Genomic DNA, 25,107 nt, shown 5'->3' with positions numbered 1-25,107 from the left:
CAAGTGTAACGACCATGAAGATCCAGTTGATTGCGGTGGGCACCAAGATGCCCGCCTGGGTAGAGCATGGCTTCGAAGAGTATCGTCGCCGCTTCCCCAAAGACATGCCGTTTGAACTCGTCGAGATTGGCGCAGGCAAACGGGGCAAAAATGCCGACATTCAGCGCATCCTGCAGAAGGAAGGGGAAGCCATGCTGACGGCTGCGGGGCGCTCTCGCATCGTCACCCTCGACATTCCGGGCAAGCCCTGGACCACGGAGCAGCTGGCGACCCAGCTGGAGGCGTGGAAACTCGATGGCCGCGATGTCGCCCTGCTGGTAGGCGGGCCGGAAGGCTTGTCCCCCGAGTGCAAGGCGGCCGCCGAACAGAGCTGGTCACTGTCACCGCTCACCCTGCCCCATCCGCTGGTACGGGTACTGGTGGCCGAGAGCCTCTATCGGGCCTGGAGCATCACCACCAACCATCCGTATCATAGAGAGTGAGCCATGCGTCTCTGGAGTCTCACCTCTCATATTCACCCCTATCACAGAGAGTGAACAATGCAGTTCCTGCTCTTATTGCCCCCAAGGGTCTTGAGGTAAAGGCATGCTGAAACAACGCATCGAAATGCGCGATCACAGTGCCGAGGGCAATCTGTTCTTCCGGCGCACCCTGGTAGCCTACATCGGCATCGTCGTGCTGATGCTGGTGCTGCTGGGCAATCTCTATTATCTGCAGGTTGAGTCCTACGACACCTACCAGACTCGCTCCAACTCCAACCGAATCCGCGTGGTGCCGGTGGCGCCGCCACGGGGCCTCATCTATGACGCCAACGGCGTGCTGCTGGCGGAAAACCGCCCGGTCTACAGTCTGGAAATCGTGCCGGAAGAGACCAAGGATCTCGAAAAAACCGCCGACCAGCTGATCTCCCTGCTGGGTCTGCCGGAGGGCACCAAGGAGAAGTTCCTCGCCGAAGTGAAGCGCCAGCGCCGCTTCAAGCCGGTCGCCCTCTACGAGAAGCTGACCGAATATCAGGTGGCTCTCTTCTCGGTCAACCAGCATAACTACCCGGGCGCCAGCATCGAGGCCTACCTCAAGCGCTACTACCCGTTTGGGGACACCCTCACCCACGCTTTGGGCTATGTGGCCAAGATCAACACCCGTGACGTGGAGCGCCTCGAAAAGGAAGAAAAACTCGCCAACTACGCGGCCACCAAGGATATCGGCAAGCAGGGGGTGGAGAAGTATTACGAAGATGAGCTGCACGGCGTGGCGGGCTATCAGGAGGTCGAGGTCAACAACCGCGGCCGGATTGTCCGCACTCTCAAGTTCCAGCCCCCCGTTCCGGGCAAGGATATCTACCTCAACATCGATGTGCGGCTGCAGCTCAAGGCCCAGCAGTTACTGGCCGGACAGCGCGGTGCTATCGTGATGATGGATCCCAAGACCGGCGCCATTCTGGCCCTGGAGTCGAGCCCCAGCTACGACCCCAACCTGTTCGTGACCGGCATCTCGGGCCCCAACTACTCGGCGCTGCTCAACGATCCGGCGCGGCCACTGGTGAATCGCACCACTCAGGGCATTTATGCCCCTGCCTCCACCGTCAAGCCCATGATGTCCATCATGGGTCTCAACGAGGGGGCCATCACCCCGGGCTACCGCTATTTCGGCGGCCCGAGCTTCTCCATTCCCGGTACCACCAAGAAGTTTCGCGACTGGCGCCGCTGGGGTCATGGCTGGCTCGATGTCTATCGCGCCATCGAGGTATCGGCCGACACCTACTTCTACGATCTCGCCTATCGGGTCGGCATCGACAAGATCCACAGCTACATGACCAAGTTTGGCTTCGGTCAATACACCGGGGTCGATCTTTATGAAGAGACCAAGGGGGTCATGCCGTCCCGTGACTGGAAGATGGCCCGCTGGCGCCAGCCCTGGTATCAGGGTGACACCATCTCTGTCGGTATCGGTCAGGGCTACTGGAGCGCCACCCCGCTCCAACTGGCCAAGGCGATCAGCATCCTGACCCAGAACGGTCACGACGTCACCCCGCACCTGCTCAAGAGCACAGCCTCCCAGGCGGGGGTGGTCGATGCCCCCATCAACCCCAATATCGCCCTCAAGCTCAAGAACGACAGCTTCTGGAAAGTAGCGCAGGATGGGATGTGGCGAGTCAACCATGGCAGTGAAGGGAGTGGCCGTCACTCGTTTGCCAAGGCGCCTTACTCCTCAGGCGGCAAATCGGGCACTGCCCAGGTAGTCGGTTTGAAGGAAAATCAGGTTTACAACATCAAGACTGTCAAGGCGGAGCATCGCGACAATGCGCTGTTTGTCGCTTACGCCCCCTTTGAAGCCCCCAAGGCGGTCGTTGCGCTGGTACTGGAGAACTCCATTGGTGGTGGCGGTGGCCGAGCCGCATCCCCCATCGCACGCCAGATGCTGGATGCCTATCTGCTGCCCCCTGCTCCGCAACTGCCACCGGCACCGGAAAAACCGTCCCAACCGAGTGAGGTCGCTCCCAATGAGTAATTCTGCCCGCCAGCAGAGCATCTGGTACAAGCTGCATATCGACTTGCCCCTGCTGCTCGGTCTGCTGGCCGTGATGACCCTCTCCATGGTGGTGCTCTACTCCGCCTCCGGTCAGGATATGGACTCCATCGTGCGCCAGCTGGTGCGCGGTGGTCTCGCCTTTGCTCTGATGATCGGCCTGGCCCAGCTGCCCCCCTCACTCTACGCCCGCTGGTCGGTGCCGCTGTTCGCCGTGGTGGTGCTGATGCTGATTGCGGTGGACGTGTTCGGTCACATCGGCAAGGGGGCCCAACGCTGGCTCGATCTCGGCTTTATGAAGTTCCAGCCCTCCGAGGTGATGAAGCTCTCCATGCCGATCATGGTGGCCGCCTGGCTCAGCCGTCACTCGCTGCCCCCCAAACTCAGCCATGTGGTGATCGCGCTGGTGATGGTACTGTTGCCCACCCTGCTGATCGCCGCCCAGCCCGACCTTGGCACCTCCATCCTGGTGGCCGCCTCCGGTTTCTTCGTCATCTTCCTGGCGGGGCTCAGCTGGTGGCTGATCGGACTGGCGGTACTGCTGATCGCGGCCTTTATGCCGGTGCTCTGGTTCTTCCTGATGCATGACTATCAACGCCAGCGGGTCATGATGCTGATCGACCCGGAGAAAGACCCGCTCGGCCGCGGCTACCACATCATCCAGTCCAAGATTGCCATCGGCTCAGGCGGCGTGTTTGGCAAAGGGTGGCTGCAGGGCACCCAGTCCCAGCTCGAATTTCTGCCCGAGCGCCACACCGACTTCATCTTCGCGGTATTCAGCGAAGAGTTCGGTCTGGTGGGCGTGGCCCTGTTGCTGGTGCTTTACCTCTACGTCATCAGCCGCTGCCTGTTTATCTCGATGCAGGCCCAGAACAGCTTCGAGCGGCTGCTGGGCGGCGCCATCACCCTCACCTTCTTCGTCTATGTGTTCGTCAACATGGGCATGGTAAGCGGCATTCTGCCGGTGGTAGGGGTTCCCCTGCCGTTGGTGAGCTATGGTGGCACCTCCATGGTGACTCTGATGGCCGGCTTCGGTATCCTGATGTCCATCCAGACTCATAGAAGACTGCTCGCCTGATGAGACGGGTCGGATTGTCCCTTGCCCTGTTTGCCTCAATGGCAACCGCCGCTGTAGCGCCGGATCGGCTGACCCTGCTCGCCGAACAGCAGCATGTGCCGCTGGCCGAGTTGCAGGCGGCAGTGGCCAGCGCCCACCTGCGCCAGGAGGTGCTCGACACCATCAGCAAGCCGTGGGAGGCCAAACCCTGGCATCGCTACCGACCGCTGTTCGTTACCCCGGATCGCATCCGGGATGGCCAGCAGTTCTGGCAGCAACATGCCGAAACACTGGCCCTCGCGGAGCAGACCTATCGGGTGCCCGCCTCGCTCATCGTGGCCATCATCGGCATCGAGACCTTCTATGGCCGCCAGATGGGCCGTCATCCGGTGCTCGATAGCCTCTACACTCTTGGGTTTCACTACCCCGAGCGCAGCGACTTCTTTGCCAAGGAGTTTGCCCAGCTGGTGTTGCTAGCCAAAGAAGAGGGGTGGCAACTCGATACCCTCAAGGGCTCCTATGCCGGAGCCATGGGGATGGGACAGTTCATGCCCTCCAGCTATCGCCACTACGCCGTCGATTTTGACGGGGATGGCAAACGGGATCTCTTCGCCAATCCGGCCGATGCCATCGGCAGTGTGGCCAATTACTTCGCCAGCCACCAGTGGCGCTGGGGCGAAGCGGTGGTCGAGCCGGCCCAGATCGGCCTGATGGCGGTTGATCCCCTGCTCAGGCGAGAGCCCGAGCTGACACAACAGTGGTCAGAACTGGCGGCGGCAGGGATTGAGCTCGCCACGCAGCTGGCCCCACAGACGCCGGTCAAGTTACTGGCATTTGATCAAGCCGATGGACCGGAATACTGGGTCGCACGGCATAACTTTTATGTGATCACCCGTTACAATCGCAGCCCACTCTATGCGATGGCGGTGTATCAACTTAGCCAAGCCATTCAGGAAGCGTATGCATCTTCGTCACAAACTCCTCCCGCTCAGCCTGAGCTTGTTGCTGGCCGCCTGTAGCAGCCAGCCGGAACAGAGCGCCCCGGTCGAGCTGCCGCCCGCGAGCAAACCGCCCGTTATCGAGATCCCGCAAGCCACCGGCGCTATTCCGCGCCCCGAGCCCCTGAGCGCCAGCGGCAACCGGGACTACTGGATCGGCAAGCAGAAAAACGAGGTGTGGCGCGACATCAAACACTACAGCGAAGAGGGTACCGCCAGCTGGCTGTCGCAGGATCTGGATGGCCAGAAGACCGCCAACGGCGATGTACTGGACAGCAAGCTGTTCAGCGCCGCCCACCGCAACCTGCCCATCCCGAGCTATGTGCGGGTCACCAATCTGGACAACGGGCTGGAGACCATAGTGCGGGTCAACGATCGCGGCCCGTTCAACAGCCCGCGCCTGATCGATCTCTCCTACGCAGCGGCCAAGCAGCTGGAGATGGTCGACAGCGGTGAGGCCAGAGTACGACTGGAGCTGATCAGCGACACCCCGGATCAGATGGTGATCATGGAGCCGATGAAGCCCATCGAGATGACCCCGACCACTCCGGCTGCGGCCTCCAACACGCTGTCGCAAGATGGCTTCCTGGGTGAACCGACCGCACTGGCGATGGCCACTCCCTCTGCCGAACCCGCTCCCGTCAAGGCGCCCGCGGCCAAGCCAGCCAAAGTGGCACCTGTCAAGCCAGCGCCTGCCAAGGCCGCAGCACCCGCCAGCAGTGGTGATGGCAAGATGATCCAGGTACTGGCCAGCGGCTCCCGGGATCGGGCCGAGGCGATGGGCAAGGTGATGACCCAGCGTTATGGCGTGCCCTACCGGATCGATGCTCATGGTGCCATTTTCCGGGTGCTGATTGGCCCGGTCGCCGCCGACCAGCAGGCAAGCGTGCTGGAAAAAGTACGTCAGGGCGGGCTGGAACAGGCCTTTATCGTGCCCTGATCGCCCCCTTTTGCTGCGGATGTGACTAACCGCTTACTCACTGTCATCACGTCGTTTTATGGCGTGATGACAGGGAGTGATGGATAAAAAACCAGTTCTGATCGCCATCTCGGACTATAACCGGCGGACGCATCTGGTATAGTTAGGCCCGCATTTTATCCCCATCTGGCTCGCAGGAATTTCAAGATGTCCAAATTTGCCCGTTCAGTTCTTCTGGCCTCGCTGGTCAGCGTTACCGCCCAGGCCAATACGCCGGTGCCGACACCGACCCCGAATGCCATGCCCATGGTGGTTCCCGCCGCGCCGGAGATCTCCGCCAAGGCCCATATTCTGATCGACTACTACTCAGGTCAGGTGCTGGCCGAGCAGAACGCCGAAGAGCGTCTGCCGCCCGCCAGTCTGACCAAGATGATGACCTCCTACATCATCGGCCAGGAGCTGCTGAAGGGGAACATCAAGCGCACCGACATGGTGACCATCAGCCAGAACGCCTGGTCCAAGAACTACTCCGACTCTTCCAAGATGTTTATCGAGGTGGGCAAGCAGGTCTCCGTCGATGATCTCAACAAGGGCATCATCATCCAGTCCGGCAACGATGCCTGCGTCGCCATGGCCGAGTTCCTGGCTGGCAGCACCGACTCCTTCGCCAGCCTGATGAACAGCTGGGCCGCCAAGCTCGGCATGAATGACAGTCACTTCATGAACCCGCACGGTCTGGATGCGGAAGGTCACTACAGTACCGCTCACGACATGGCCCGTCTGGGTCAGGCGCTGATCCGCGACCTGCCGGAGGAGTACAAGATCTACTCCCAGAAATCCTTCGTCTTCAACGGCATCACCCAGCACAACCGCAACCGCCTGCTGTGGGATCAATCCCTGCAAGTGGATGGCATCAAGACCGGCCACGTCAGCCAGGTCGGCTATAACCTGGTCTCCTCCGCCACCAACAACGAAGGCATGCGCCTGATCGCCGTGGTGCTGGGTGCCAGCAGCGAAGGTTCGCGCGCCGCCGAGAGCAAAAAGCTGCTCACCTACGGTTTCCGCTTCTTCCAGAGCCTGACCCCTTACAAAGCGGGCACCGAGCTGGTCACCCAGAAGATCTGGATGGGTGACAAGTCGGAAGTGAAACTCGGGGTCGATAAGGATGTCTCCGTGCTGGTCACGCGCGGTCAGGGCAATAACCTCAAAGCGGACTTCCAACTCGATAGCGAGCTGAAAGCCCCGTTGGCCAAAGGTCAGCGCGTCGGTACCGTGTTCCTGAAACAGGGCGACAAAGAGATCAAGCAGGTGCCGCTGGTAGCCCTGGAAGAGGTTCAGGAAGGTGGCTTGATGAGCCGTCTGTGGGACTACCTGGTACTGCTGGTCACCAGCTGGTTCAAGTAATCCGACGCACAATCCTCACCAAACAGCGGCGCCAACAGGCGCCGCTGCTGTCTGTGACCGGCAAAGGCAGTGAATAACCCTGTAAACTGCTGGTTCCGCCTTACCCTGATTTGTGGTAAAAAGCAGCACTTCCATCCTTGTCTGACCGATCCTGGCCTTGATCCCGGTCCGGGCAGCGCCCATATAGTTATGAGCCGTGCCCATATAGACTTGAAATGGCGGCCTCCACAGGCCATCGGCCACTAGCCATCCAAGATGAAGTCATCCCGGTGATGACGCAAAAGGTGAGTAAATGAATACCAAGTTTGATGAACTGCTGGAGTTTCCCTGCAAATTCCCGTTCAAGGTACTCGGCGTTGCCGACCCGGCACTGCCGGAAATGGTGGTTGAAGTGCTGCAGCAGCACGCCCCCGGCACCTACAGCCCGACAGTCCAGCCCAGCTCCAAGGGCAACTACCACTCGGTCCGCGTGACCGTGACTGCCCAGAGCAAAGAGCACATCGAAGCGATGTACCACGCCCTTGGCAAGATCGAGCTGGTGAAATACGTACTGTAATTTCTCTCTCGCCCCGTTCTGCGGGGCGACTGTTTTTGGCCGCAGCACGCCGCGAGGACGCCATGTCATCCCAGATCCCCGCCCAGTTCAGCCTGATTGTCAGGCAGCTGGGTCGCCGCCCCTACCAGCCGGTATGGGACGCCATGAAAGCCTTCACCGACAACCGCACCAGCGACACCCCGGACGAGTTCTGGGTGGTCGAGCACGATCCCGTCTACACCCAGGGCCAGGCCGGCAAGGCCGAACACCTGCTCAATCCGGGCAATATCCCGGTGGTGCAGAGCGATCGCGGCGGTCAGGTGACCTATCACGGCCCGGGCCAGCTGGTGCTCTACGTACTGGTGGATGTCCGCCGCTGCAAATTCTCGGTTCGCGAGCTGGTGACCGCGCTGGAGACAGCCATCATCAACACCCTCGCCAAAAGCGATATCCAGGCCTATGCCAAGGCCGATGCCCCCGGGGTCTATGTGAAAAATGACCTTGGCATGGAGGCAAAACTGGCCTCGCTGGGGCTGCGCATCCGCAAGGGGTGCTCGTTCCACGGGCTGGCCCTCAATATCAACATGGACATGACCCCCTTCCTGCACATCAATCCGTGTGGCTATGCGGGCATGGCCATGACCCAGACCAGCGCCCTGGGCGGCCCGCAAAGCGTGGCCGAGGCGCAATCCATTCTGGTGGCCGAGCTGGCCCGCCTGATTGGCTATCAAACAATAACAAACACCGAGAGTGAATCATGAGCAAACCCGTTCGTATGGAGCCGGGCGTCAAGCTGCGCGATGGCGACAAGATGGCCCTGATCCCGGTGAAATTCATGCCGGATCCCAACGAAGAACTCCTTCGCAAGCCGGACTGGATGCGGATCAAGCTGCCCCCCTCCAGCCAGAAGATCGAACACATCAAGAGCACCTTGCGCAAGAACAAGCTGCACTCGGTCTGTGAAGAGGCCTCCTGCCCCAACCTAGCGGAGTGCTTCAACCACGGCACCGCCACCTTTATGATCATGGGCGCCATCTGCACCCGCCGCTGCCCCTTCTGCGACGTGGCCCACGGCCGCCCGCTGGCACTCGATCCGGAAGAGCCGAAGAAGCTGGCACTCACCATCAAGGAGATGGGACTGAAATATGTGGTCATCACCTCGGTAGACCGCGACGACCTGCGCGACGGCGGTGCCCAGCACTTCGCCGACTGCATCAAGCAGATCCGCGAGCACAGCCCGCAGACCCGCATCGAGATCCTGACTCCGGACTTCCGTGGCCGGATGGAGCAGGCACTGGAGGTGTTCCGCGAAACCCCGCCGGATGTCTTCAACCACAACCTGGAAACCGCGCCGCGCATGTATCGCGTCGCCCGCCCGGGTGCCGACTACAAGTGGTCGCTGGAGCTGCTGCGCCGCATCAAGGAGATGCACCCCCATGTACCGACCAAGTCCGGTGTCATGATGGGCCTTGGCGAGACCAATGAAGAGATCGTTCAGGTGCTTAAAGATCTGCGCGAACACGGCGTCAACATGCTGACCCTGGGTCAGTATCTGCAGCCGAGCCGCCACCACCTGCCGGTGAAGCGCTACGTGCCGCCTGCAGAGTTTGACGAGCTGAAAGATGTCGCCATGGAGCTGGGCTTTACCCACGCCGCCTGCGGTCCTTTCGTTCGCTCTTCCTACCATGCTGATCTGCAAGCCAAGGGCGAAGAGGTCAAATGATCTCGCACGACAGAGTGGCCAAGTAACCGCCCCCCTCGCAATGAAAAAGAGCGCCTATTGGCGCTCTTTTTGTTGGTGTCACTGACCGTTACCGTTTGATGTGTTCAACAATCGTTGTCGAAGATCCCCTGCTGATGCCAGCGTTGCAGTTGAGCCAGCACCCGGGTCTCCCGCGCCGTCCACTGGGGACAGGGCCCCGCCAGCTGGGTCTTGTTGGTCTGCAGCGCTTCATCGAGGGCAAACCAGCCGGGCACGAAGCCAAGGCGGATCTCGTAGGGCTGCGGCTGCGGGGCCACCAGCTGATCGCCAATCCGGCACAAGTAGTAGAGCGAGCGGATGCAGTAGGCATCGAACCCCGGCTCGCGGGCGGCGCGATATTCACGGGTCTCGCCAAGCAGGCCCCCCACTTCCTGCAGCTCGGCGCCACACTCCTCCAGCAGCTCGCGGGCCAGCGCCACGTGGTGGCTCTCTCCCGCTTCGATGCCGCCACCGGGGAACATCAGATCGCCGTTGACCCGGGAATGCACCAGCAGCAGCTCGCCGCCACGGGGCACCACGGCACGCACAGTGAGTCGCTCCAGAGTACGGCCATCGATACGTACCTCGCCATGAACGAAAGAGAGATCGAACGGATTGGGCCAGCAGCTGGCCGGAGAGAGCGTCGTCATCACTGCATCAGGGCCGGTAGTTGCCATGCTTTAGCTGCTCGACAATTTCGGCAGCCCGCACATCGTAGCCATCCTGCTCTGTCTTGCTCAGGGTGTGGTAGATGCCAAAACGCTTGGCTGAGACCTCTGGCGCATCCTGAAACGATTCGCTCACCTTGCCCCACAGATAGGCCAGCCCATACTGTTTCTGGCCCATATAGAGGGTGCTGAGGGAGGTGAGCAGGCGGCTGTTCACCTTATCCCCCTCCTGATAGAGGGAGAGGCCGTGCTGCAGGGTGGCGATGGCCTTTTCGGGGTCGCTCTTGGCGTAGATACCGCCGAGTGCCAGTTGCAGCTCGGGTTCATCCAGCGCCTTGGTGCCTTCCAGCGCCATAAACTGCTGACGAGCCAGCTCGTTGGTGTTGTTGGTCCAGTGCCAGAGCAGCAGGTAGGGATCTTGCGAATTGCTGGTCGCGGCATCGAGCTGGGCCAACTGATCCCCGGCCGCCAGCATGCCCTCGACCCGTGGACTCTTCTGCTCGCGGGCATTCTTGTATTCAATGCTGGTGGAACGCTCGGCACATTTGAGATAGCGCTCAAGGTTACGCATCAGCTCGTACTTGCGCCGATCCGTCCCCTCTTCCTTGAGATAGAAGCGACTGCGGATCACATCGGTACGCTCGTAGCGACACCAGCCATCGTCCACCAGATCCTGGCAGAGCTCGGGATGATTGCCACAGATGTTGTGGATCCGGTCGTCATTGCAGCCAGCCACGGCAAGGCCGACTGAAAGCATGATGAAGGTCTGTCGCAGGGGGAAATTGGCCATGGTTCACATCTTGTTGATAACGCGGATTGGTAACAACTGGCGCCTTTACGGGCCACCTCCGGCTAGCAAACCGGTTACATATCCATTACAATGCGCGCGCCATATAAGGCCGCGATTGCAGAATAATATAACGAAATATACACCCCTACACTGATCTGCATTCGACGAATTTTCTATTTACACCAACAACGTGAAATAAAGGATCTGGTCAATGACCCACGAGCACTACTTGCAAGCGTGGCAGGAGAGCCAGGAGCTCGCCGAAGCCATGCAGCCCTTGATTGGTCGCCTCTACCGACAACAAGGGGTCGAGATCACCCTCTACGGCCGCCCGCTGCAAAACGCCTCCACCATCGATATCCTCAAGGCCCACCGGGTCGTCCGCCGCCACCAGGGCGCTCCCCTCCCCATCCAGCAAAGCTTCCCCCTGCTTCAGGCCATCGTTGCCCTCAAACCTACCGCCGCCGAGGTTGACCTTGGCAAGCTGGCAGTCGGCTACTGGCAGGATCATCAGGATGAAGCGGGGATCGAGGATTATCTGCAAGCGCGACTGGCACCGGCCCTTGGCCGCAGCCAGATGCCGCAGCCGACCGACGTGGTGCTCTACGGCTTTGGCCGTATCGGCCGCCTGCTGGCCCGCCTGCTGATCGAGCGTACCGGCGCCGCCAATCCGCTGCGCCTGCGTGCCATCGTGGTGCGTGGCGGTCGCGACGGGGATCTGGAGAAACGCGCCAGCCTGCTGCGCCGCGACTCGGTGCACGGCCCCTTCAATGGCTCCATCGAGGTGGATGTGGAGCGCAGCGCCATCATCGCCAACGGCACCTTCATTCAGGTGATCTACGCCAATAGCCCGGCTGACATCGACTACACCGCCTACGGTATTCACGATGCGCTGATCGTCGACAACACCGGCGTCTGGCGTGACGAAGCAGGCCTCTCCGAGCACTTGAAGGCGCGCGGTGCCGGCAAGGTGTTGCTGACTGCCCCCGGCAAAGGGGAGATGAAGAACGTGGTGTTCGGGGTCAACCATGAGGTAATCGGGCCGGATGACAGGATCATCTCCGCAGCCTCCTGCACCACCAACGCCATCACCCCGGTGCTCAAGGTGATGCAGGAGCGGTACGGCATCCGCCACGGCCACGTGGAGACTGTCCACTCCTACACCAACGATCAGAACCTCATCGACAACTATCACAAAGGCGAGCGCCGCGGTCGCAGCGCGGCCCTCAATATGGTGATGACCAGCACCGGTGCCGCCAAGGCGGTGGCCAAGACGCTGCCCGAACTCAAGGGCAAGCTGACCGGCAACGCCATCCGGGTGCCGACCCCCAACGTCTCGCTGGCGATTATCAATCTGTCGCTGGAGCAGGCCACCGATCGGGAGAGCCTCAACGCCTATCTGCAGCAGATGGCGCTAAGCTCGGCCCTCCATCGCCAGATCGACTTCAGCGCCAGCAGCGAGCTGGTCTCCTCCGACATGGTGGGTTCCCGTTATGCGGGCATCGTCGACTCCCAGGCGACCATCGCCGAAGGGGATCACTGTGTGCTCTACGTATGGTATGACAACGAGTTCGGGTACAGTTGTCAGGTAGTGCGGGTGATGGAGCAGATGGCTGGCGTAGTCCGCCAGGATCTGCCTGCATAGACCCCGATAGGGTCTACCTGCACAGCCCGCCAGGATCTGCCGGGCTGACCCCGCAGTTTATGGCTCAATAGTTCAAGGAGAGGTCGAATGTCGTTTCAACAGGGTGAGTTTTTGCAAGCAATCAGGCAGATGCCCGCAGAGGTGTACGAGCGGCTCAAGACCGCAGTCGAGCTGGGCAAGTGGCCCGATGGCAAGCCCCTCACCGACGAGCAGAAGGCCACCTCCCTGCAAGCCGTGATGGCTTGGCAGGCGATGCATCTCGACAACCCGGAGCATATGAACATCGGCCGTGACGGCGAGATCGTGATGAAGAGCAAGAGCGAGCTCAAGCGTCAGTATCGCGACGAGGAAGAGATAGTGCGGGTCGACCTTAACCATTGAACCTGACCCGGCAGGCCGCTCACAGCGGCTACAGCAAAGAGGGGAGCCATGATGGCTCCCCTCTTTTTTCCTAACTTATCACCCCTCGTCACCGGTGCAATGCGCTGCGCTTATTGCACCCTACTGCGAGGGTTATCAGGGAGTCAGCTCCCCGCGCAGCGACTGCTGCATCAACTCGCGAATGCGGTGGGAGGGCAAGTCTTGGCTCAACAGGAAGTGCAGCTTGGTGAGTGCAGCCTCGGCGGTCATGTCAAAGCCCGAGATCACCCCGGCCCGCGACAGGGCATTGCCGGTGGCATAGCCCCCCATATTGACTTTGCCGTGCAGGCACTGGCTCAGGTTGACGATGATGACGCCACGGGCCGAGGCCTCGGAGAGCAGCGCCAGCATGGCCGGGTTTTGCGGCGCATTGCCGACCCCGAACGACAGCAGGATCAGCGCCTTCACCGGCTGTTGCAGGATATTGGCGATCACCTCACTGGAGATCCCCGGATAGAGGGTCACCACGCCGATGGGCTGGGGGGTGATATCATGCAGCACCAGCGGCCGCTCAGACGGCACGCCCAGCTCACCCGCTTCCAGCGAGATGGCGATCCCGGCATTGAGCAGCGGCGGATAGTTGGGGGAGTCGAAGGCGTGGAAGCCGTCTGCGTGCACCTTCTTGCTGCGGTTGCCGCGATAGAGCTGGTTGTTGAAAAACAGCGTCACCTCGTGGATCGGGTAGTTGGCCGCGATATAGAGGGCGTTGAGCAGGTTCTGCTGACCGTCGGAGCGCAACTCGGCCAGCGGGATCTGGGAGCCGGTGATGATGACCGGCTTGTGCAGATATTCGAGCATGAAGGAGAGCGCCGAGGCGGTGAACGACATGGTGTCGGTGCCGTGCAGGATCACGAAACCATCGTATTTCTCGTAGTTGTCGCGAATGTCTTCAGCGATGCGCTGCCAGTCCGCCGGGGTCATGTCGGAGGAGTCGATGAGGGGCGCATATTCGTGGATATGGTAATCCGGCATCTCGGGGCGGTGGAACTCGGGCATCCGCGCCAGACAGTCTTCCATAAAGCCCGCCATCGGCACGTAGCCGTGATCGGAACGCTGCATCCCAATGGTGCCGCCTGTGTAGGCAATGTAGATAGACTTCTTCACACCCTCTCCTCTTGATGAAGTGAACACCGCCGGAACATGAACCATGTCTGGGTGAACCACAATGTCAACGCCCGCCAGCGCCTCTGCGTGCAGCGGAAACCGGCGAATTATAGAGACTGGCGTCCCAAATGACAGCCGTTCCATGCACCCTTTTCGGCTTTGTCTGCCCCTTACCTACATAGTATTAAATGTCACAATAAACCACTAAAACGAGCATTAATATGACAAGGATGGAATTAAACGATGCTTTTTGCTACAATTAGCCGAATTTTACTAAAATCTCATCTGGATGCCTGAGCATTTCAGGCCTGCACAAGCCCCATCTTTCCTGGGGCGGGGAGATGTTTCCCCTTCTTTGCTGGCACATAAGCCACACTGTTTTCATCCCGGCTGAATCTGTAAGTCTTTTGCTATGAAAGACACAGCCAATCAACATGGGAGTACTGAATGTTACAACTTGATTCTTACGCAACTCTGGTCGCTGCCACTCTGGTATTGCTGTTTGGCCGGGTGTTGGTTACCCGAGTCGGGCTGCTGCGTACCTTCAACATCCCCAAACCGGTAGCTGGCGGCCTGGTGGTCGCGCTGGTACTGCTGCTGCTGCGCTCCACCCTGCAGATGGAGCTGCAATTTGATACCAGCCTGCAAACCCCGCTGATGCTGGCCTTCTTCGCCTCCATCGGTCTCTCCGCCGATCTCGCCAGCCTGAAACGCGGCGGCAAGGCGGTGGTTACCTTCCTGATGGTGGTCACCGGCCTGCTGCTGGTGCAGAACAGTCTGGGTGTCGGTCTGGCGACCCTGCTCGGTCTGGATCCCCACATGGGGCTGCTGGCCGGCTCCATCACACTCTCCGGCGGCCACGGCACCGGTGCGGCCTGGAGCGCTACCTTCTCCGAGAAGTACGGCGTGCAATCCGCTGCCGAACTCGCCATCGCCTGTGCTACCTTCGGTCTGGTGCTGGGCGGCCTGATCGGTGGCCCGGTCGCTCGCTATCTGGTGAAGAAAGTGCAGGTGCCCGGTGAGGAGCACAATCAGGATGAGGCCCCCCAGGGCTTCGAAATGCCGGATATGGAGCGCCCTCTCACCACTTTCAGCGTTATCGAAACGCTGGCGCTGATCGCCATCAGCCTCAAGGGCGGCGAGCTGCTCTCTGCTTCCCTCAAAGGGGGCGCCTTCGAGCTGCCGATCTTTGTCTGCGTGCTGTTTGTCGGCGTGCTGCTGCGCAACCTGCTCACCCTCTTCAACTGGCATGAAGTGAGTGATCGCGAAGTATCGCTGCTGGGCAACGTCAGCCTGTCGCTGTTCCTCGCCATGGCACTGATGAGCCTGAAACTGTGGGATCTGGCCAGCCTGGCGCTGCCCATCTTCATCCTGCTGGCCGCCCAGACAGTGGCGATGGCGCTCTACGCCATCTTCGTCACCTTCCGGGTGATGGGCAAAAATTACGATGCGGCCGTGCTGGCGGCAGGTCACTGCGGCTTTGGCCTGGGTGCCACCCCGACCGCGATTGCCAACATGCAGGCCATTACCCAGCGCTTCGGTCCCTCCCACCTGGCGTTTCTGGTGGTGCCCATGGTGGGCGCCTTCTTTATCGACATCATCAACGCCATGGTGATCAAGCTGTTTATGGCGATGCCATTCCTGTAATTCCCTTTCCGTCAGACGTATATGATCAGAGCCCACCTTTCGGTGGGCTCTTTGTTTGTTCTCTACTCGCCAGCTGACGCTGGCAGAGCCGTGGCACGTATCCGGCACTAGGGTGACCCGCGAGCAACCCGGACAACCCGAAATCCCCAAGCCCCACATTCCCCCCAACAACAAAAAGCCCCGCACTCGACAGAGGGCGGGGCTTGTTTATCTCAGCCCGAACGGGCTGCGACTTGCTCCTTACAGGATAAAGGTCGACACCTGCTGATTCAGGTCGGTGGCACGCCCTTTGAGGCTCTGGGCCTGATCCAGATCGCGCATTGCGGCGGCGGTGATCTCGTCACTCACATCCTTGATGGCGGTGGTGTTCTGGGTGATCTCGCCAGTCACCTGGGTCTGCTCCTCGGCTGCCGTGGCAATCTGGCCCGCCATGTCGGAGATGAGGGAGATGGCACTGGTGATCTCTTCCAACGCGCGTACCGCCTGATCCGCATCCTGCACGCTGTTGTCCGCCAGCCCCTGACTGGTCTGCATCAGGCTCACCGCACGGGCGGTGGTCTGTTGCAGAGTCTCGATGGTAGCGTGGATCTCCTGAGTGGAGTCCTGAGTGCGACGTGACAGCACCCGCACCTCATCCGCCACCACCGCAAAACCGCGGCCCTGCTCACCGGCTCGGGCCGCTTCGATGGCCGCGTTCAGTGCCAGCAGGTTAGTCTGCTCGGCAATCCCCTGAATGGTAGAGAGAATGCCTGAGATAGCCTGAGCATGACGACTCAGCTCGCCGATCACTTCGGTCGCCTGCCCCACCTCTTCGGCCAGACCATGGATGGAGTGACGGGTCTTGTTGACCAGCATCTTCCCCTGCTCACTGCTCTGGGCAGATTGCTGGGCAGCGGCGGCGGTATTCTCAGCGTTGCCGGCGATCTCCATGGTGGCGCTCGCCATCTCGGTGACGGCGGTGGCAACCATGGTCACCTCCTGCTGCTGACGCTGCAGCTCGTCCACCGCGGCCTGGTTGGTCACCAGACTGCGCTCGGCATCGGCGTTCAGCTCGTTGGCCAGCTGGCGGATATTGCCGATCAGCTGGTGCTGACTGCCGACGAAACGGTTGAAGCTGTTGGCCAGTTGACCCACTTCGTCGTTGGCGTCGATCTTGATGCGCTGGGTCAGATCGCCGTTACCATCGGCAATGCGGGCCAGTGCCTGGGATACCTTGGTGAGCGGGCCAAGCAGCATGCTGACCAGCCAGGAGATAGCGAGGATACTGCCCACCAGCACCAGCAGCGCCATCCCCAGCTGGGTCATCAGCAGGGAGGAGAGCGGCGCTTCCAGCTCGGCTTTGTCCAGCACCAGCAGCAGTTCCCAGTCGGTATCGGGGATATCCACTGCCCACAGCAGCTTGTCGCGACCTTCGCTATCGAAGTAGGCCGGAACCAGCTCCTTGCTCGATTTGCTCTGCTCAATCAGCGCATTGGTCAAATCGTTGTCGATCTCGCTGGCCGGTTTCATCGCCTTGGCGGCATCCTTGTAGGCGATGATGGTGCCATCCTTGTGCATCATGATGGCGAAACCATCGGCAGGCAGCTGCATCTGGGTGACATCTTCCACCACGGCATTGATAGCGAGATCGCCGCCAACGACACCGCCACCGATCGGGGCCGCGATGGTAAGAATGGTTCCTTCACTCGCAACCCCCAGGTAAGGCTTGGTAGTGATCATTGTGCCCTTGCTCATGGCTTCCTGATACCAGGGACGGGCTCTCGGGTCATAATTGGAGCGGTCGATCGCTGGATCGGAGTCATTCATCTTGCCGCTGCTCTCACCGAAATAGGTAAGCTGGAAACGACCGGAGGCTTGCGCCTGTTGCAAGGCATGGAGGGGATCGGCGCTGGCCTTGCTCGCGAGCGCCTGGATCACATCATGACGGTCCGATAGCCAGTCGTGGATCCGCTCAGCTTGCAGGATACCCAACCGTTGCAACTGCTCCTGGCTGCCCTGCAACAACAGGTTTTTCTGGCTGCTATAGCTCTGCCAGGAGAGCAACGAAATCACCAACGAAAGGGCGATCACCACTGACAACAGTATCTTCTGCTTGAGTGACAGGTTTTTCATCATGCGTTCTTCTTAATTAAGGTGAGAAGCGGGTTTTTCACTAAAAGTGCACAGCATTACGAAGTTATTAGCGACCAAACCAGCCAAAACTGAACCTAAAAATGGACCGGCGGGCGATATTTTCTACCGCGGTGGAAGAAAGTGCACCAGAAATTAACTGCATGAGCCGCACAAGCCAAGGCAACCCTGTTTATTCCTTCCGCAATTGGCTAGAATATCCCGTTTTTAAGTCACATCGACCCTGAGAGTTGTCACGATGTTTGAAGTCAATCCTGTATTAAACAAGCTTAAGGAGCTGTCTGAGCGGACCGAGCTTCTTAGGGGGTACCTTTGACTATGACGCCAAGAAAGAGCGTCTAGAAGAGGTCAACGCCGAGCTGGAACAGCCGGACGTCTGGAATGAACCTGAGCGCGCACAGGCGCTGGGCAAAGAGCGCGTCGCGCTGGAAAACGTGGTCGGAACCATCGACACCCTGACCCAAGGCGTGGATGACGTCGAGATGCTGGTGAGCCTGGCCGTGGAAGGGGAAGACGAAGAGACCTTCAACGAAGCCATCGCCGAATCCGAACAGCTGGAAGCCAAGCTGGTGGATCTCGAGTTCCGCCGCATGTTCTCCGGTCAGCACGACGGCTCCGACTGCTATATCGACATCCAGTCCGGCTCCGGTGGTACCGAAGCGCAGGATTGGGCCAACATGGTACTGCGCATGTACCTGCGCTGGGGCGATGCCCACGGCTACAAGCCCGAGCTGATTGAATGCTCCGAAGGCGACGTGGCCGGCATCAAATCCGCCACCATCAAGTTCACCGGCGAATATGCGTTCGGCTGGCTGCGTACCGAAACCGGCGTACACCGTCTGGTTCGCAAGTCCCCGTTCGATTCCGGTGGCCGTCGTCACACCTCCTTCTGTTCTGTGTTCGTCTACCCCGAGATCGACGACGATATCGAGATCGATATCAACCCGGCCGACCTGCGGATCGACGTCTACCGTGCCTCCGGTGCCGGTGGTCAGCACGTTAACCGAACCGAATCCGCGGTGCGTATTACCCACGTTCCGACCGGTGTCGTGGTACAGTGCCAGAACGACCGTTCCCAGCACAAAAACAAAGACCAGTGTATGAAGCAGCTGAAAGCCAAGCTCTACGAGCTGGAAATTCAGAAGCAGAACGCTGAGAAACAAGCCCTGGAAGAGACCAAGTCTGATATCGGTTGGGGCAGCCAGATCCGTTCCTATGTGCTGGATGACTCCCGTATCAAGGATCTGCGCACCGGCGTCGAAACCCGTAATACCCAATCGGTGCTCGACGGTGACTTGGACAAGTTTATCGAAGCCAGCCTGAAATCAGGTCTGTAAACAAGCAGGAATCACCATGTCTGAACAAACCATCACTCCGGAAGTCGACCAAACTCTCGAACTCAACAACGAGATGACCGAGCGTCGTTCCAAGCTGGCCGCCCTGCGCGCCCAGGGTAATCCTTTCCCCAACGACTTCCGTCGCGACAGCCTCTCTGGCGATCTGCACGCAGAGTTCGACGACAAAAGCGCCGAGGAGCTGACGAGCCTGGGTAAACGGGTGAAGATTGCCGGTCGCATCATGACCCGCCGGATCATGGGCAAGGCTTCTTTCGCCACCCTGCAGGACATGGCCGGCAAGATCCAGGTCTACGTCACCCGTGACGACCTGCCGGAAGGTTTCTACAACGAGCAGTTCAAGAAGTGGGATCTGGGCGACATCGTGGGTGTCGAAGGTACCCTGTTCAAGACCCAGACCGGTGAGCTCTCCGTTCACGTTTCCGATATCCGCCTGCTGACCAAGGCGCTGCGTCCTCTGCCCGAGAAGCACAAGGGCCTGACCGACCAGGAAGCCCGCTGCCGCCAGCGCTACCTGGATCTGATCGCCAACGAAGAGTCCCGCAAGACCTTCGTGACCCGTACCAAAGTGGTTGCCGGTATCCGCAAGTTCTTCAACGAAAAGCGCTTTATGGAAGTGGAAACCCCGATGATGCAAGTCATCCCGGGTGGTGCCTCCGCGCGTCCGTTTGTCACTCACCACAATGCGCTGGACATCGACATGTACCTGCGTATCGCACCGGAGCTCTACCTGAAGCGTCTGGTGGTCGGTGGTTTCGAGCGTGTCTACGAGATCAACCGCAACTTCCGTAACGAAGGTATCTCGGTGCGTCACAACCCCGAGTTCACCATGATCGAGTTCTACATGGCCTACGCCGACTACATCGATCTGATGGACCTGACCGAAGAGCTGCTGCGCACCCTGGCGCAGGACATTCTGGGCGACACCAAGATCCGTTATGCCAAAGAGGGCGAAGAGGGTCTGACCATCGATTTCGGTCAGCCGTTCCAGCGCCTCACCATGGTCGAGTCCATCCTGAAGTTCAATCCGGATGTAACTCTGGACGATCTGGCTACCCTCGAGAGCGCCAAGGCCGTTGCCAAGCGTCTGCACATCGAACTGATGAAGGGTTGGGAGCTGGGCCACGTGATCACCGCGATCTTCGAAGAGACCGTGGAGCACATGCTGCTGCAACCGACCTTTATCACCGAGTACCCGGCTGCCGTTTCTCCGCTGGCCCGTCGCAACGACGTGAACCCGGATGTAACCGACCGCTTCGAATTCTTCATCGGTGGCCGCGAGTTGGCCAACGGCTTCTCCGAGCTGAACGATGCAGAAGACCAGGCCAAGCGCTTCCAGGATCAGGTTGATCAGAAAGAAGCAGGCGACGACGAAGCCATGTTCTACGACGCAGACTTCGTCACTGCGCTGGAGCACGGCCTGCCGCCGACTGCCGGTCAGGGTATCGGTATCGACCGTCTGGTGATGCTGTTCACCAACAGCCACACCATCCGTGACGTCATTCTGTTCCCTGCCCTGCGTCCGCAGAAATAAGGCTCACAGAAGTCAGCTACATCCCTTGGGTCAATCCCGAGCGTGATAGCCAATAAAAACGCCCCGCGACTGCGGGGCGTTTTTCTATCTCCTTTACCGCCAAATTACTTTATAAATTCAATAATGGAATAAAGAAGATATTTTTATTCTTTGTTGTTAGACAACACGCCCTTTAATCTGGCCAAAAATCAGACCATGGAAGACGCGTGTGATGCAATTGAAGGATTCCCCATTCAACCTCTCCCCCCTCTCTGACGAGCAGCAACGTCAGCTGGGTCAGGTACTCTCGACCCTCAATACCCAGCAACTGGCTTGGGTGAGCGGATATCTCTACGGCCTCTCCCAGAGCGGTCAGCAGAGCGTTGCAACCAGCGCCGCCGTGGCTGCGCCCAGCGGCAGCCTGACCATTCTCTACGGCTCCCAGACCGGCAACGCCAAAGGTGTCGCCAGTGCCATCAAGGCGCAGGCCGAGGCCCGCGGTCTACCGGTCACCCTAGCGTCGATGGCCGACTACAAACCCAAGCAGCTCAAGAAAGAGAGCCACCTGCTGGTGGTAGTGAGCACTTACGGGGAGGGTGAACCGCCGGAGAGCGCCGTCGATCTGTTCGAGCAGCTTAAAAAAGGCAAGATTGGCAAGCTGGACGGGCTCAAGTTCGCGGTGCTGGGGCTGGGTGACAGCTCCTACGAATTTTTCTGCCAGACCGGTAAAGATTTTGACGACTTCCTCGCCAAAGCAGGGGCCGAGCGCTTTTATGAACTCGCCAGCCTCGATGTGGACTATCAGGATGCGGCCAAGACGTGGGGCGAGCAGGCACTCAACGCCATTGCCGCGACCCTCACTACCGGGACAGCCAGCAGCGTGGCAGGTGCGGTGCAGCAGGCGGTTGGTCACAGCCAGTACAACAAGGAGAACCCCTTCCCTGCCCGCCTGTCGGTCAATCAGAAGATCACCGGCCGGGATTCCACCAAGGATATCCGCCATATCGAGATCAATCTGGCCGACTCCGGCATCACCTATCAACCGGGTGATGCCCTCGGCGTCTGGTTCGACAACGATGCAGAACTGGTTAATGAAGTGCTGGCCCTGACCGGCCTCTCCGGCGATGAAGCCACGGCCCACGGCACCTTGCGCGCCGCACTGACCGGTCACTTCGAACTGACCCGGCTGCACGGCGGCTTTATCACAGGGCTCGCTGACATATCAGACAACGCAGCGCTGAAAGATCTGGCTGGCGACAAGGCCCAGGTCAATGCACTGGTCGCCTCTGCCCAGGTGGTGGATGTGCTGAAACGCTTCCCGACCGTCCTCACGGCCGAGCAGCTGGTTGACCTGCTGCGCCCCCTCACCCCGCGCCTCTACTCCATCGCCTCTGCCCAGAGCGAGGTGGAAGAGGAAGTGCACCTGACCGTCGGGGTGGTGCGCTACCCACAGGAAGATGGCACAGTGCGCTCTGGCGCCGCCTCCTCCTATCTGGCAGATCGGCTGATTGAGGATGGCGAGGCGCGGGTATTCGTGGAGCACAACGACAACTTCCGCCTGCCGCAAAACCCCGACACCCCCGTCATCATGGTGGGCCCGGGAACCGGCATCGCCCCGTTCCGTGCCTTTATGCAGGAGCGGGAAGCTCAGGGCGCGGAAGGCAAGAACTGGCTCTTCTTCGGCAACCCCCACTTTACCCAGGATTTCCTCTATCAGGTGGAGTGGCAGCGTTATGTGAAATCGGGGCTGCTGTCGAAGATCTCGCTGGCCTTCAGCCGGGATCAGAGCAACAAGATCTATGTGCAGGACCGCCTGCGTGAAGCGGGCCAGGAGCTCTATCAGTGGCTGGAAGCAGGCGCTCACTTCTATGTGTGTGGTGACGCCAACAAGATGGCCAAGGATGTGCAGGAGGCCCTGCTGGATGTGATTGCCGAACACGGTCACAAGAGCCGTGAGCAAGCAGAAGAGTATTTGAGCGAATTGCGTCGTGCCAAACGTTATCAAAGGGATGTCTATTGATGAGCAAACAACCTCTTTCTCACCCAAAAGCGGGACCGGTCGAAGGGCCGCTGGCCGACAACGAGCGCCTCAAGCGCGAGAGCAACTTTCTGCGCGGCACCATAGAGCAGGATCTGCAAGACCCGCTCACCGGCGGCTTCAACGGCGACAACTTCCAGCTGATCCGCTTTCACGGCATGTACCAGCAGGATGACCGCGACATCCGCCCTGAACGCGCCGCCCAGAAGCTCGAGCCGCTGCACAACGTCATGCTGCGCGCCCGCCTGCCGGGGGGGATCATCACCCCGGCCCAGTGGCAGATCATCGACAAGTTCGCCGAGGAGCACAGCCTCTACGGCAGCATCCGTCTGACTACCCGGCAAACCTTCCAGTTTCACGGGGTATTGAAGCGCGACATCAAGCTGATGCACCAAACCCTCAACAGCAGCGGCATCGATTCCATCGCCACCGCTGGCGATGTGAACCGCAACGTACTCTGCACCAGCAATCCGGTGGAGTCCGAGCTGCATCAGGAGGCCTACGAGTGGGCCAAGAAGATCTCCGAGCACCTGCTGCCCAAGACCCGCGCCTACGTGGAGATCTGGCTCGATGGCGAGAAGCTGGGGGAAGATGAGGAGCCGATCCTGGGTTCCAACTACCTGCCGCGCAAATTCAAGACCACTGTGGTGATCCCGCCCCACAACGACGTGGATATCCACGCCAACGATCTCAACTTCGTGGCGATTGCCGAGCATGGCAAGCTGGTTGGCTTCAACGTGCTGGTGGGCGGCGGGCTCGCCATGACCCACGGCGACACCAGCACCTACCCGCGCAAGGCGAGCGATTTTGGCTTTATTCCGCTCTCCCACGTGCTGGAGGTGGCGGCCGCCGTGGTCAGCACCCAGCGCGACTGGGGCAACCGGGTCAACCGCAAGAACGCCAAGACCAAGTACACCCTCGAGCGCGTCGGCGTCGAAGCCTTCAAGGCCGAGGTGGAGAGCCGCGCCGGTATCCAGTTTGGCGAGGTGCGTCCCTATGAGTTCACCAGCCGTGGCGATCGCTTCGGTTGGGTGGAGGGGATCGACGGCAAGCACCACCTCACCCTCTTCATCGAGAACGGCCGCCTGCTGGACTTCCCGGGCAAGCCCCTCAAGACCGGCATGCTGGAGATCGCCAAGGTGCATCAGGGGGATTTTCGCCTCACCGCCAACCAGAACCTCATCATCGCGGGCGTGCCTGCCGGCGAGAAGGCCCGCATCGAAGGGCTGGCACGCCAGTACGGCCTGCTGGATGACGGCGTGAGCGAGCAGCGCAAGCAATCGATGGCCTGCGTGGCCCTGCCTACCTGCCCGCTGGCAATGGCCGAGGCGGAACGCATGCTGCCCGCCTTCGTCACCGAACTTGAAGGGCTGCTGGCCAAACACGATCTCGCCGATGACGCCATCATCTTCCGGGTCACCGGCTGCCCCAACGGCTGCGGCCGCGCCATGCTGGCGGAAGTGGGTCTGGTGGGCAAGGCGCCCGGCCGCTACAACCTCCATCTGGGGGGCAACCTGGAGGGGACCCGCATTCCGCGTCTCTATCAGGAGAACATCACCGAGCCGCAGATCCTGGCCGAACTGGACGCGCTGATCGGCCGCTGGGCCAGCGAGCGCAATCAGGGTGAGTGCTTCGGCGACTTCGTCATCCGCGCCGGCATCATAGCCCCGGTCATCGACTCCGCGAGGGACTTCTATGCCGCTTAATGTCACTGAAGATGGCCGCCTTGACCTGCAGGCACTGCTGGCCCTCGGCCGTGAGGATCAAGTCGAGGCACTGGCGCCCCTCAACCGGGAGCTGGATACCATGAGCGCCCCCGAGCGGGTGCGCTGGGCACTGGCCAATCTGCCGGGGGAGCATGTGCTCTCATCCAGCTTCGGCATTCAGGCGGCGCTGATGCTCCATCTGGTCAGCCGCGAGCGGGCCGACGTGCCCGTGGTATTGACCGATACCGGTTATCTCTTCCCCGAGACCTACCGTTTCATCGACGAGCTGACCGAGCGCCTCGCGCTAAATCTCAAGATCTATCGGGCCGAGCTCAGCCCAGCCTGGCAGGAGGCGCGATTTGGCCTCCTGTGGGAGCAGGGGGTGGAGGGGATCACCCGCTACAACCAGCTCAACAAGGTGGAGCCGATGGACCGCGCCCTGCGCGAGCTGGGGGCCCAGACTTGGTTCTCCGGCCTGCGCCGGGAGCAGTCCGGCAGCCGTGGCAAGCTGCCTGTGCTGGGCATCCAGCGCGGCCGTTTCAAGTTCCTGCCGGTGATCGACTGGAGCAACAAGGATGTCTTCTACTACTTCAAGGAGTTCGACCTCCCCTACCACCCGCTGTGGGAGCAGGGCTACCTCTCGGTGGGCGATGTCCACACCACCGCAAAATGGGAGCCGGGCATGAGCGAGGAGCAGACTCGCTTCTTCGGCCTCAAGCGCGAGTGCGGTTTGCACGAGGAAAATGGCGAGAGCGACGGCTCAGGCATCTAATCCCGTCTTGAAAACCCAACAGAACAACAAGGGCATCCGAAGATGCCCTTCAGACTGCTGACAAACCCCTGGACGCCGATCCCGGGGTTTGATCTAATTGCTGCATGGTCAATAAATGGACTGCACCATGCTCAGAGAA

21 protein-coding genes are annotated in these 25,107 nt (G+C 60.2%); 17 read left to right on the top strand and 4 right to left on the bottom strand.

Features of this window, described 5'->3' with window-relative positions; genetic code table 11:
* Positions 1 to 14: 14 nt before the first annotated feature.
* The 9 genes from rlmH to lipA all read left to right on the top strand — a co-directional run bounded on the left by rlmH (position 15) and on the right by lipA (position 9,162).
* Positions 15 to 482, top strand: coding sequence for a 23S rRNA (pseudouridine(1915)-N(3))-methyltransferase RlmH (gene rlmH / locus ACW5W8_RS18905; protein ID WP_498629527.1), 468 nt, complete (start codon positions 15 to 17; stop codon positions 480 to 482).
* A gap of 103 nt (positions 483 to 585) precedes the next feature.
* Positions 586 to 2,508 carry a penicillin-binding protein 2 gene (mrdA, locus tag ACW5W8_RS18900; protein ID WP_498629525.1) on the top strand — a complete coding sequence of 641 codons (1,923 nt, stop codon included), beginning with the start codon at positions 586 to 588 and terminating at the stop codon, positions 2,506 to 2,508.
* Complete coding sequence (gene rodA / locus ACW5W8_RS18895) at positions 2,501 to 3,604, top strand: rod shape-determining protein RodA (protein WP_498629523.1); 1,104 nt, start codon at positions 2,501 to 2,503, stop codon at positions 3,602 to 3,604. The genes mrdA and rodA overlap by 8 nt, the downstream gene beginning before the upstream one ends.
* The gene (gene mltB, locus ACW5W8_RS18890; protein ID WP_498629521.1) at positions 3,604 to 4,602 is read left to right on the top strand and encodes a lytic murein transglycosylase B; all 999 of its coding nucleotides are present in this window, start codon (positions 3,604 to 3,606) and stop codon (positions 4,600 to 4,602) included. The genes rodA and mltB overlap by 1 nt, the downstream gene beginning before the upstream one ends.
* Positions 4,544 to 5,521, top strand: a complete 978-nt coding sequence (locus ACW5W8_RS18885; protein ID WP_498629519.1) for a septal ring lytic transglycosylase RlpA family protein — start codon at positions 4,544 to 4,546, stop codon at positions 5,519 to 5,521. The genes mltB and ACW5W8_RS18885 overlap by 59 nt, the downstream gene beginning before the upstream one ends.
* 186 nt (positions 5,522 to 5,707) lie before the next feature.
* Complete coding sequence (locus ACW5W8_RS18880; protein ID WP_498629517.1) at positions 5,708 to 6,904, top strand: serine hydrolase; 1,197 nt, start codon at positions 5,708 to 5,710, stop codon at positions 6,902 to 6,904.
* Positions 6,905 to 7,196: 292 nt separating this feature from the next.
* A complete protein-coding gene (ybeD, locus tag ACW5W8_RS18875) occupies positions 7,197 to 7,460 on the top strand; it encodes a DUF493 family protein YbeD (RefSeq protein WP_005335178.1) in 264 nt (87 codons plus the stop codon).
* Between the two features lie 62 nt (positions 7,461 to 7,522).
* Positions 7,523 to 8,200, top strand: a complete 678-nt coding sequence (gene lipB / locus ACW5W8_RS18870; protein ID WP_498629516.1) for a lipoyl(octanoyl) transferase LipB — start codon at positions 7,523 to 7,525, stop codon at positions 8,198 to 8,200.
* Positions 8,197 to 9,162: a lipoyl synthase gene (gene lipA, locus ACW5W8_RS18865; RefSeq protein WP_498629514.1), complete on the top strand. Its 966-nt coding sequence runs from the start codon at positions 8,197 to 8,199 to the stop codon at positions 9,160 to 9,162. Before lipB ends, lipA begins: the two co-directional genes overlap by 4 nt.
* 104 nt (positions 9,163 to 9,266) lie before the next feature.
* On the opposite strand, the gene ACW5W8_RS18860 is transcribed toward lipA, so the two are convergent.
* Positions 9,267 to 9,830: an NUDIX domain-containing protein gene (locus tag ACW5W8_RS18860; RefSeq protein WP_498629540.1), complete on the bottom strand. Its 564-nt coding sequence runs from the start codon at positions 9,828 to 9,830 to the stop codon at positions 9,267 to 9,269.
* A 7-nt stretch (positions 9,831 to 9,837) separates the two neighbouring features.
* Entirely contained in the window at positions 9,838 to 10,638 is an 801-nt protein-coding gene (locus ACW5W8_RS18855) for a DUF2989 domain-containing protein (RefSeq protein WP_498629512.1), read from the bottom strand.
* A gap of 211 nt (positions 10,639 to 10,849) precedes the next feature.
* Between ACW5W8_RS18855 and ACW5W8_RS18850 the strand changes: the two genes are divergently transcribed.
* Together ACW5W8_RS18850 and ACW5W8_RS18845 are read left to right on the top strand one after the other, a co-directional pair.
* On the top strand, positions 10,850 to 12,283 hold the full coding sequence (locus ACW5W8_RS18850; protein WP_498629510.1) for a glyceraldehyde-3-phosphate dehydrogenase: 1,434 nt from the start codon (positions 10,850 to 10,852) through the stop codon (positions 12,281 to 12,283).
* Positions 12,284 to 12,370: 87 nt separating this feature from the next.
* The gene (locus ACW5W8_RS18845; RefSeq protein WP_011707127.1) at positions 12,371 to 12,664 is read left to right on the top strand and encodes a YeaC family protein; all 294 of its coding nucleotides are present in this window, start codon (positions 12,371 to 12,373) and stop codon (positions 12,662 to 12,664) included.
* Positions 12,665 to 12,799: 135 nt separating this feature from the next.
* Here the strand turns inward: ACW5W8_RS18845 and ansA are convergent, their stop codons facing one another.
* Complete coding sequence (gene ansA, locus ACW5W8_RS18840; RefSeq protein ID WP_498629508.1) at positions 12,800 to 13,807, bottom strand: asparaginase; 1,008 nt, start codon at positions 13,805 to 13,807, stop codon at positions 12,800 to 12,802.
* A 447-nt stretch (positions 13,808 to 14,254) separates the two neighbouring features.
* On the opposite strand from ansA, the gene gltS reads away from it, so the two are divergent.
* Positions 14,255 to 15,454, top strand: coding sequence for a sodium/glutamate symporter (gene gltS, locus ACW5W8_RS18835; RefSeq protein WP_498629506.1), 1,200 nt, complete (start codon positions 14,255 to 14,257; stop codon positions 15,452 to 15,454).
* A gap of 240 nt (positions 15,455 to 15,694) precedes the next feature.
* On the opposite strand, the gene ACW5W8_RS18830 is transcribed toward gltS, so the two are convergent.
* Entirely contained in the window at positions 15,695 to 17,566 is a 1,872-nt protein-coding gene (locus ACW5W8_RS18830; protein ID WP_498629538.1) for a methyl-accepting chemotaxis protein, read from the bottom strand.
* A 256-nt stretch (positions 17,567 to 17,822) separates the two neighbouring features.
* Between ACW5W8_RS18830 and prfB the strand changes: the two genes are divergently transcribed.
* From prfB to ACW5W8_RS18805, 5 genes are all read left to right on the top strand, one after another.
* A protein-coding gene (gene prfB / locus ACW5W8_RS18825) for a peptide chain release factor 2 (protein WP_104014039.1) occupies positions 17,823 to 18,921 on the top strand; the annotation gives its coding sequence in 2 pieces (ribosomal slippage) (positions 17,823 to 17,897 and positions 17,899 to 18,921; 1,098 coding nt in all).
* 16 nt (positions 18,922 to 18,937) lie between these two features.
* Entirely contained in the window at positions 18,938 to 20,473 is a 1,536-nt protein-coding gene (lysS, locus tag ACW5W8_RS18820) for a lysine--tRNA ligase (protein ID WP_498629504.1), read from the top strand.
* 211 nt (positions 20,474 to 20,684) lie between these two features.
* Positions 20,685 to 22,472 (top strand): assimilatory sulfite reductase (NADPH) flavoprotein subunit, encoded by a 1,788-nt coding sequence (locus ACW5W8_RS18815; RefSeq protein WP_498629502.1) that lies wholly within the window; start codon positions 20,685 to 20,687, stop codon positions 22,470 to 22,472.
* A complete protein-coding gene (gene cysI / locus ACW5W8_RS18810; protein ID WP_498629500.1) occupies positions 22,472 to 24,196 on the top strand; it encodes an assimilatory sulfite reductase (NADPH) hemoprotein subunit in 1,725 nt (574 codons plus the stop codon). The genes ACW5W8_RS18815 and cysI overlap by 1 nt, the downstream gene beginning before the upstream one ends.
* Positions 24,186 to 24,968, top strand: a complete 783-nt coding sequence (locus tag ACW5W8_RS18805; protein WP_498629498.1) for a phosphoadenylyl-sulfate reductase — start codon at positions 24,186 to 24,188, stop codon at positions 24,966 to 24,968. The genes cysI and ACW5W8_RS18805 overlap by 11 nt, the downstream gene beginning before the upstream one ends.
* Positions 24,969 to 25,107: the final 139 nt, after the last annotated feature.

This window comes from Aeromonas aquatilis (assembly GCF_054052405.1).
Note: the sequence above shows the minus strand (reverse complement) of the source record. Positions and strands in the feature narration are given on the sequence as shown.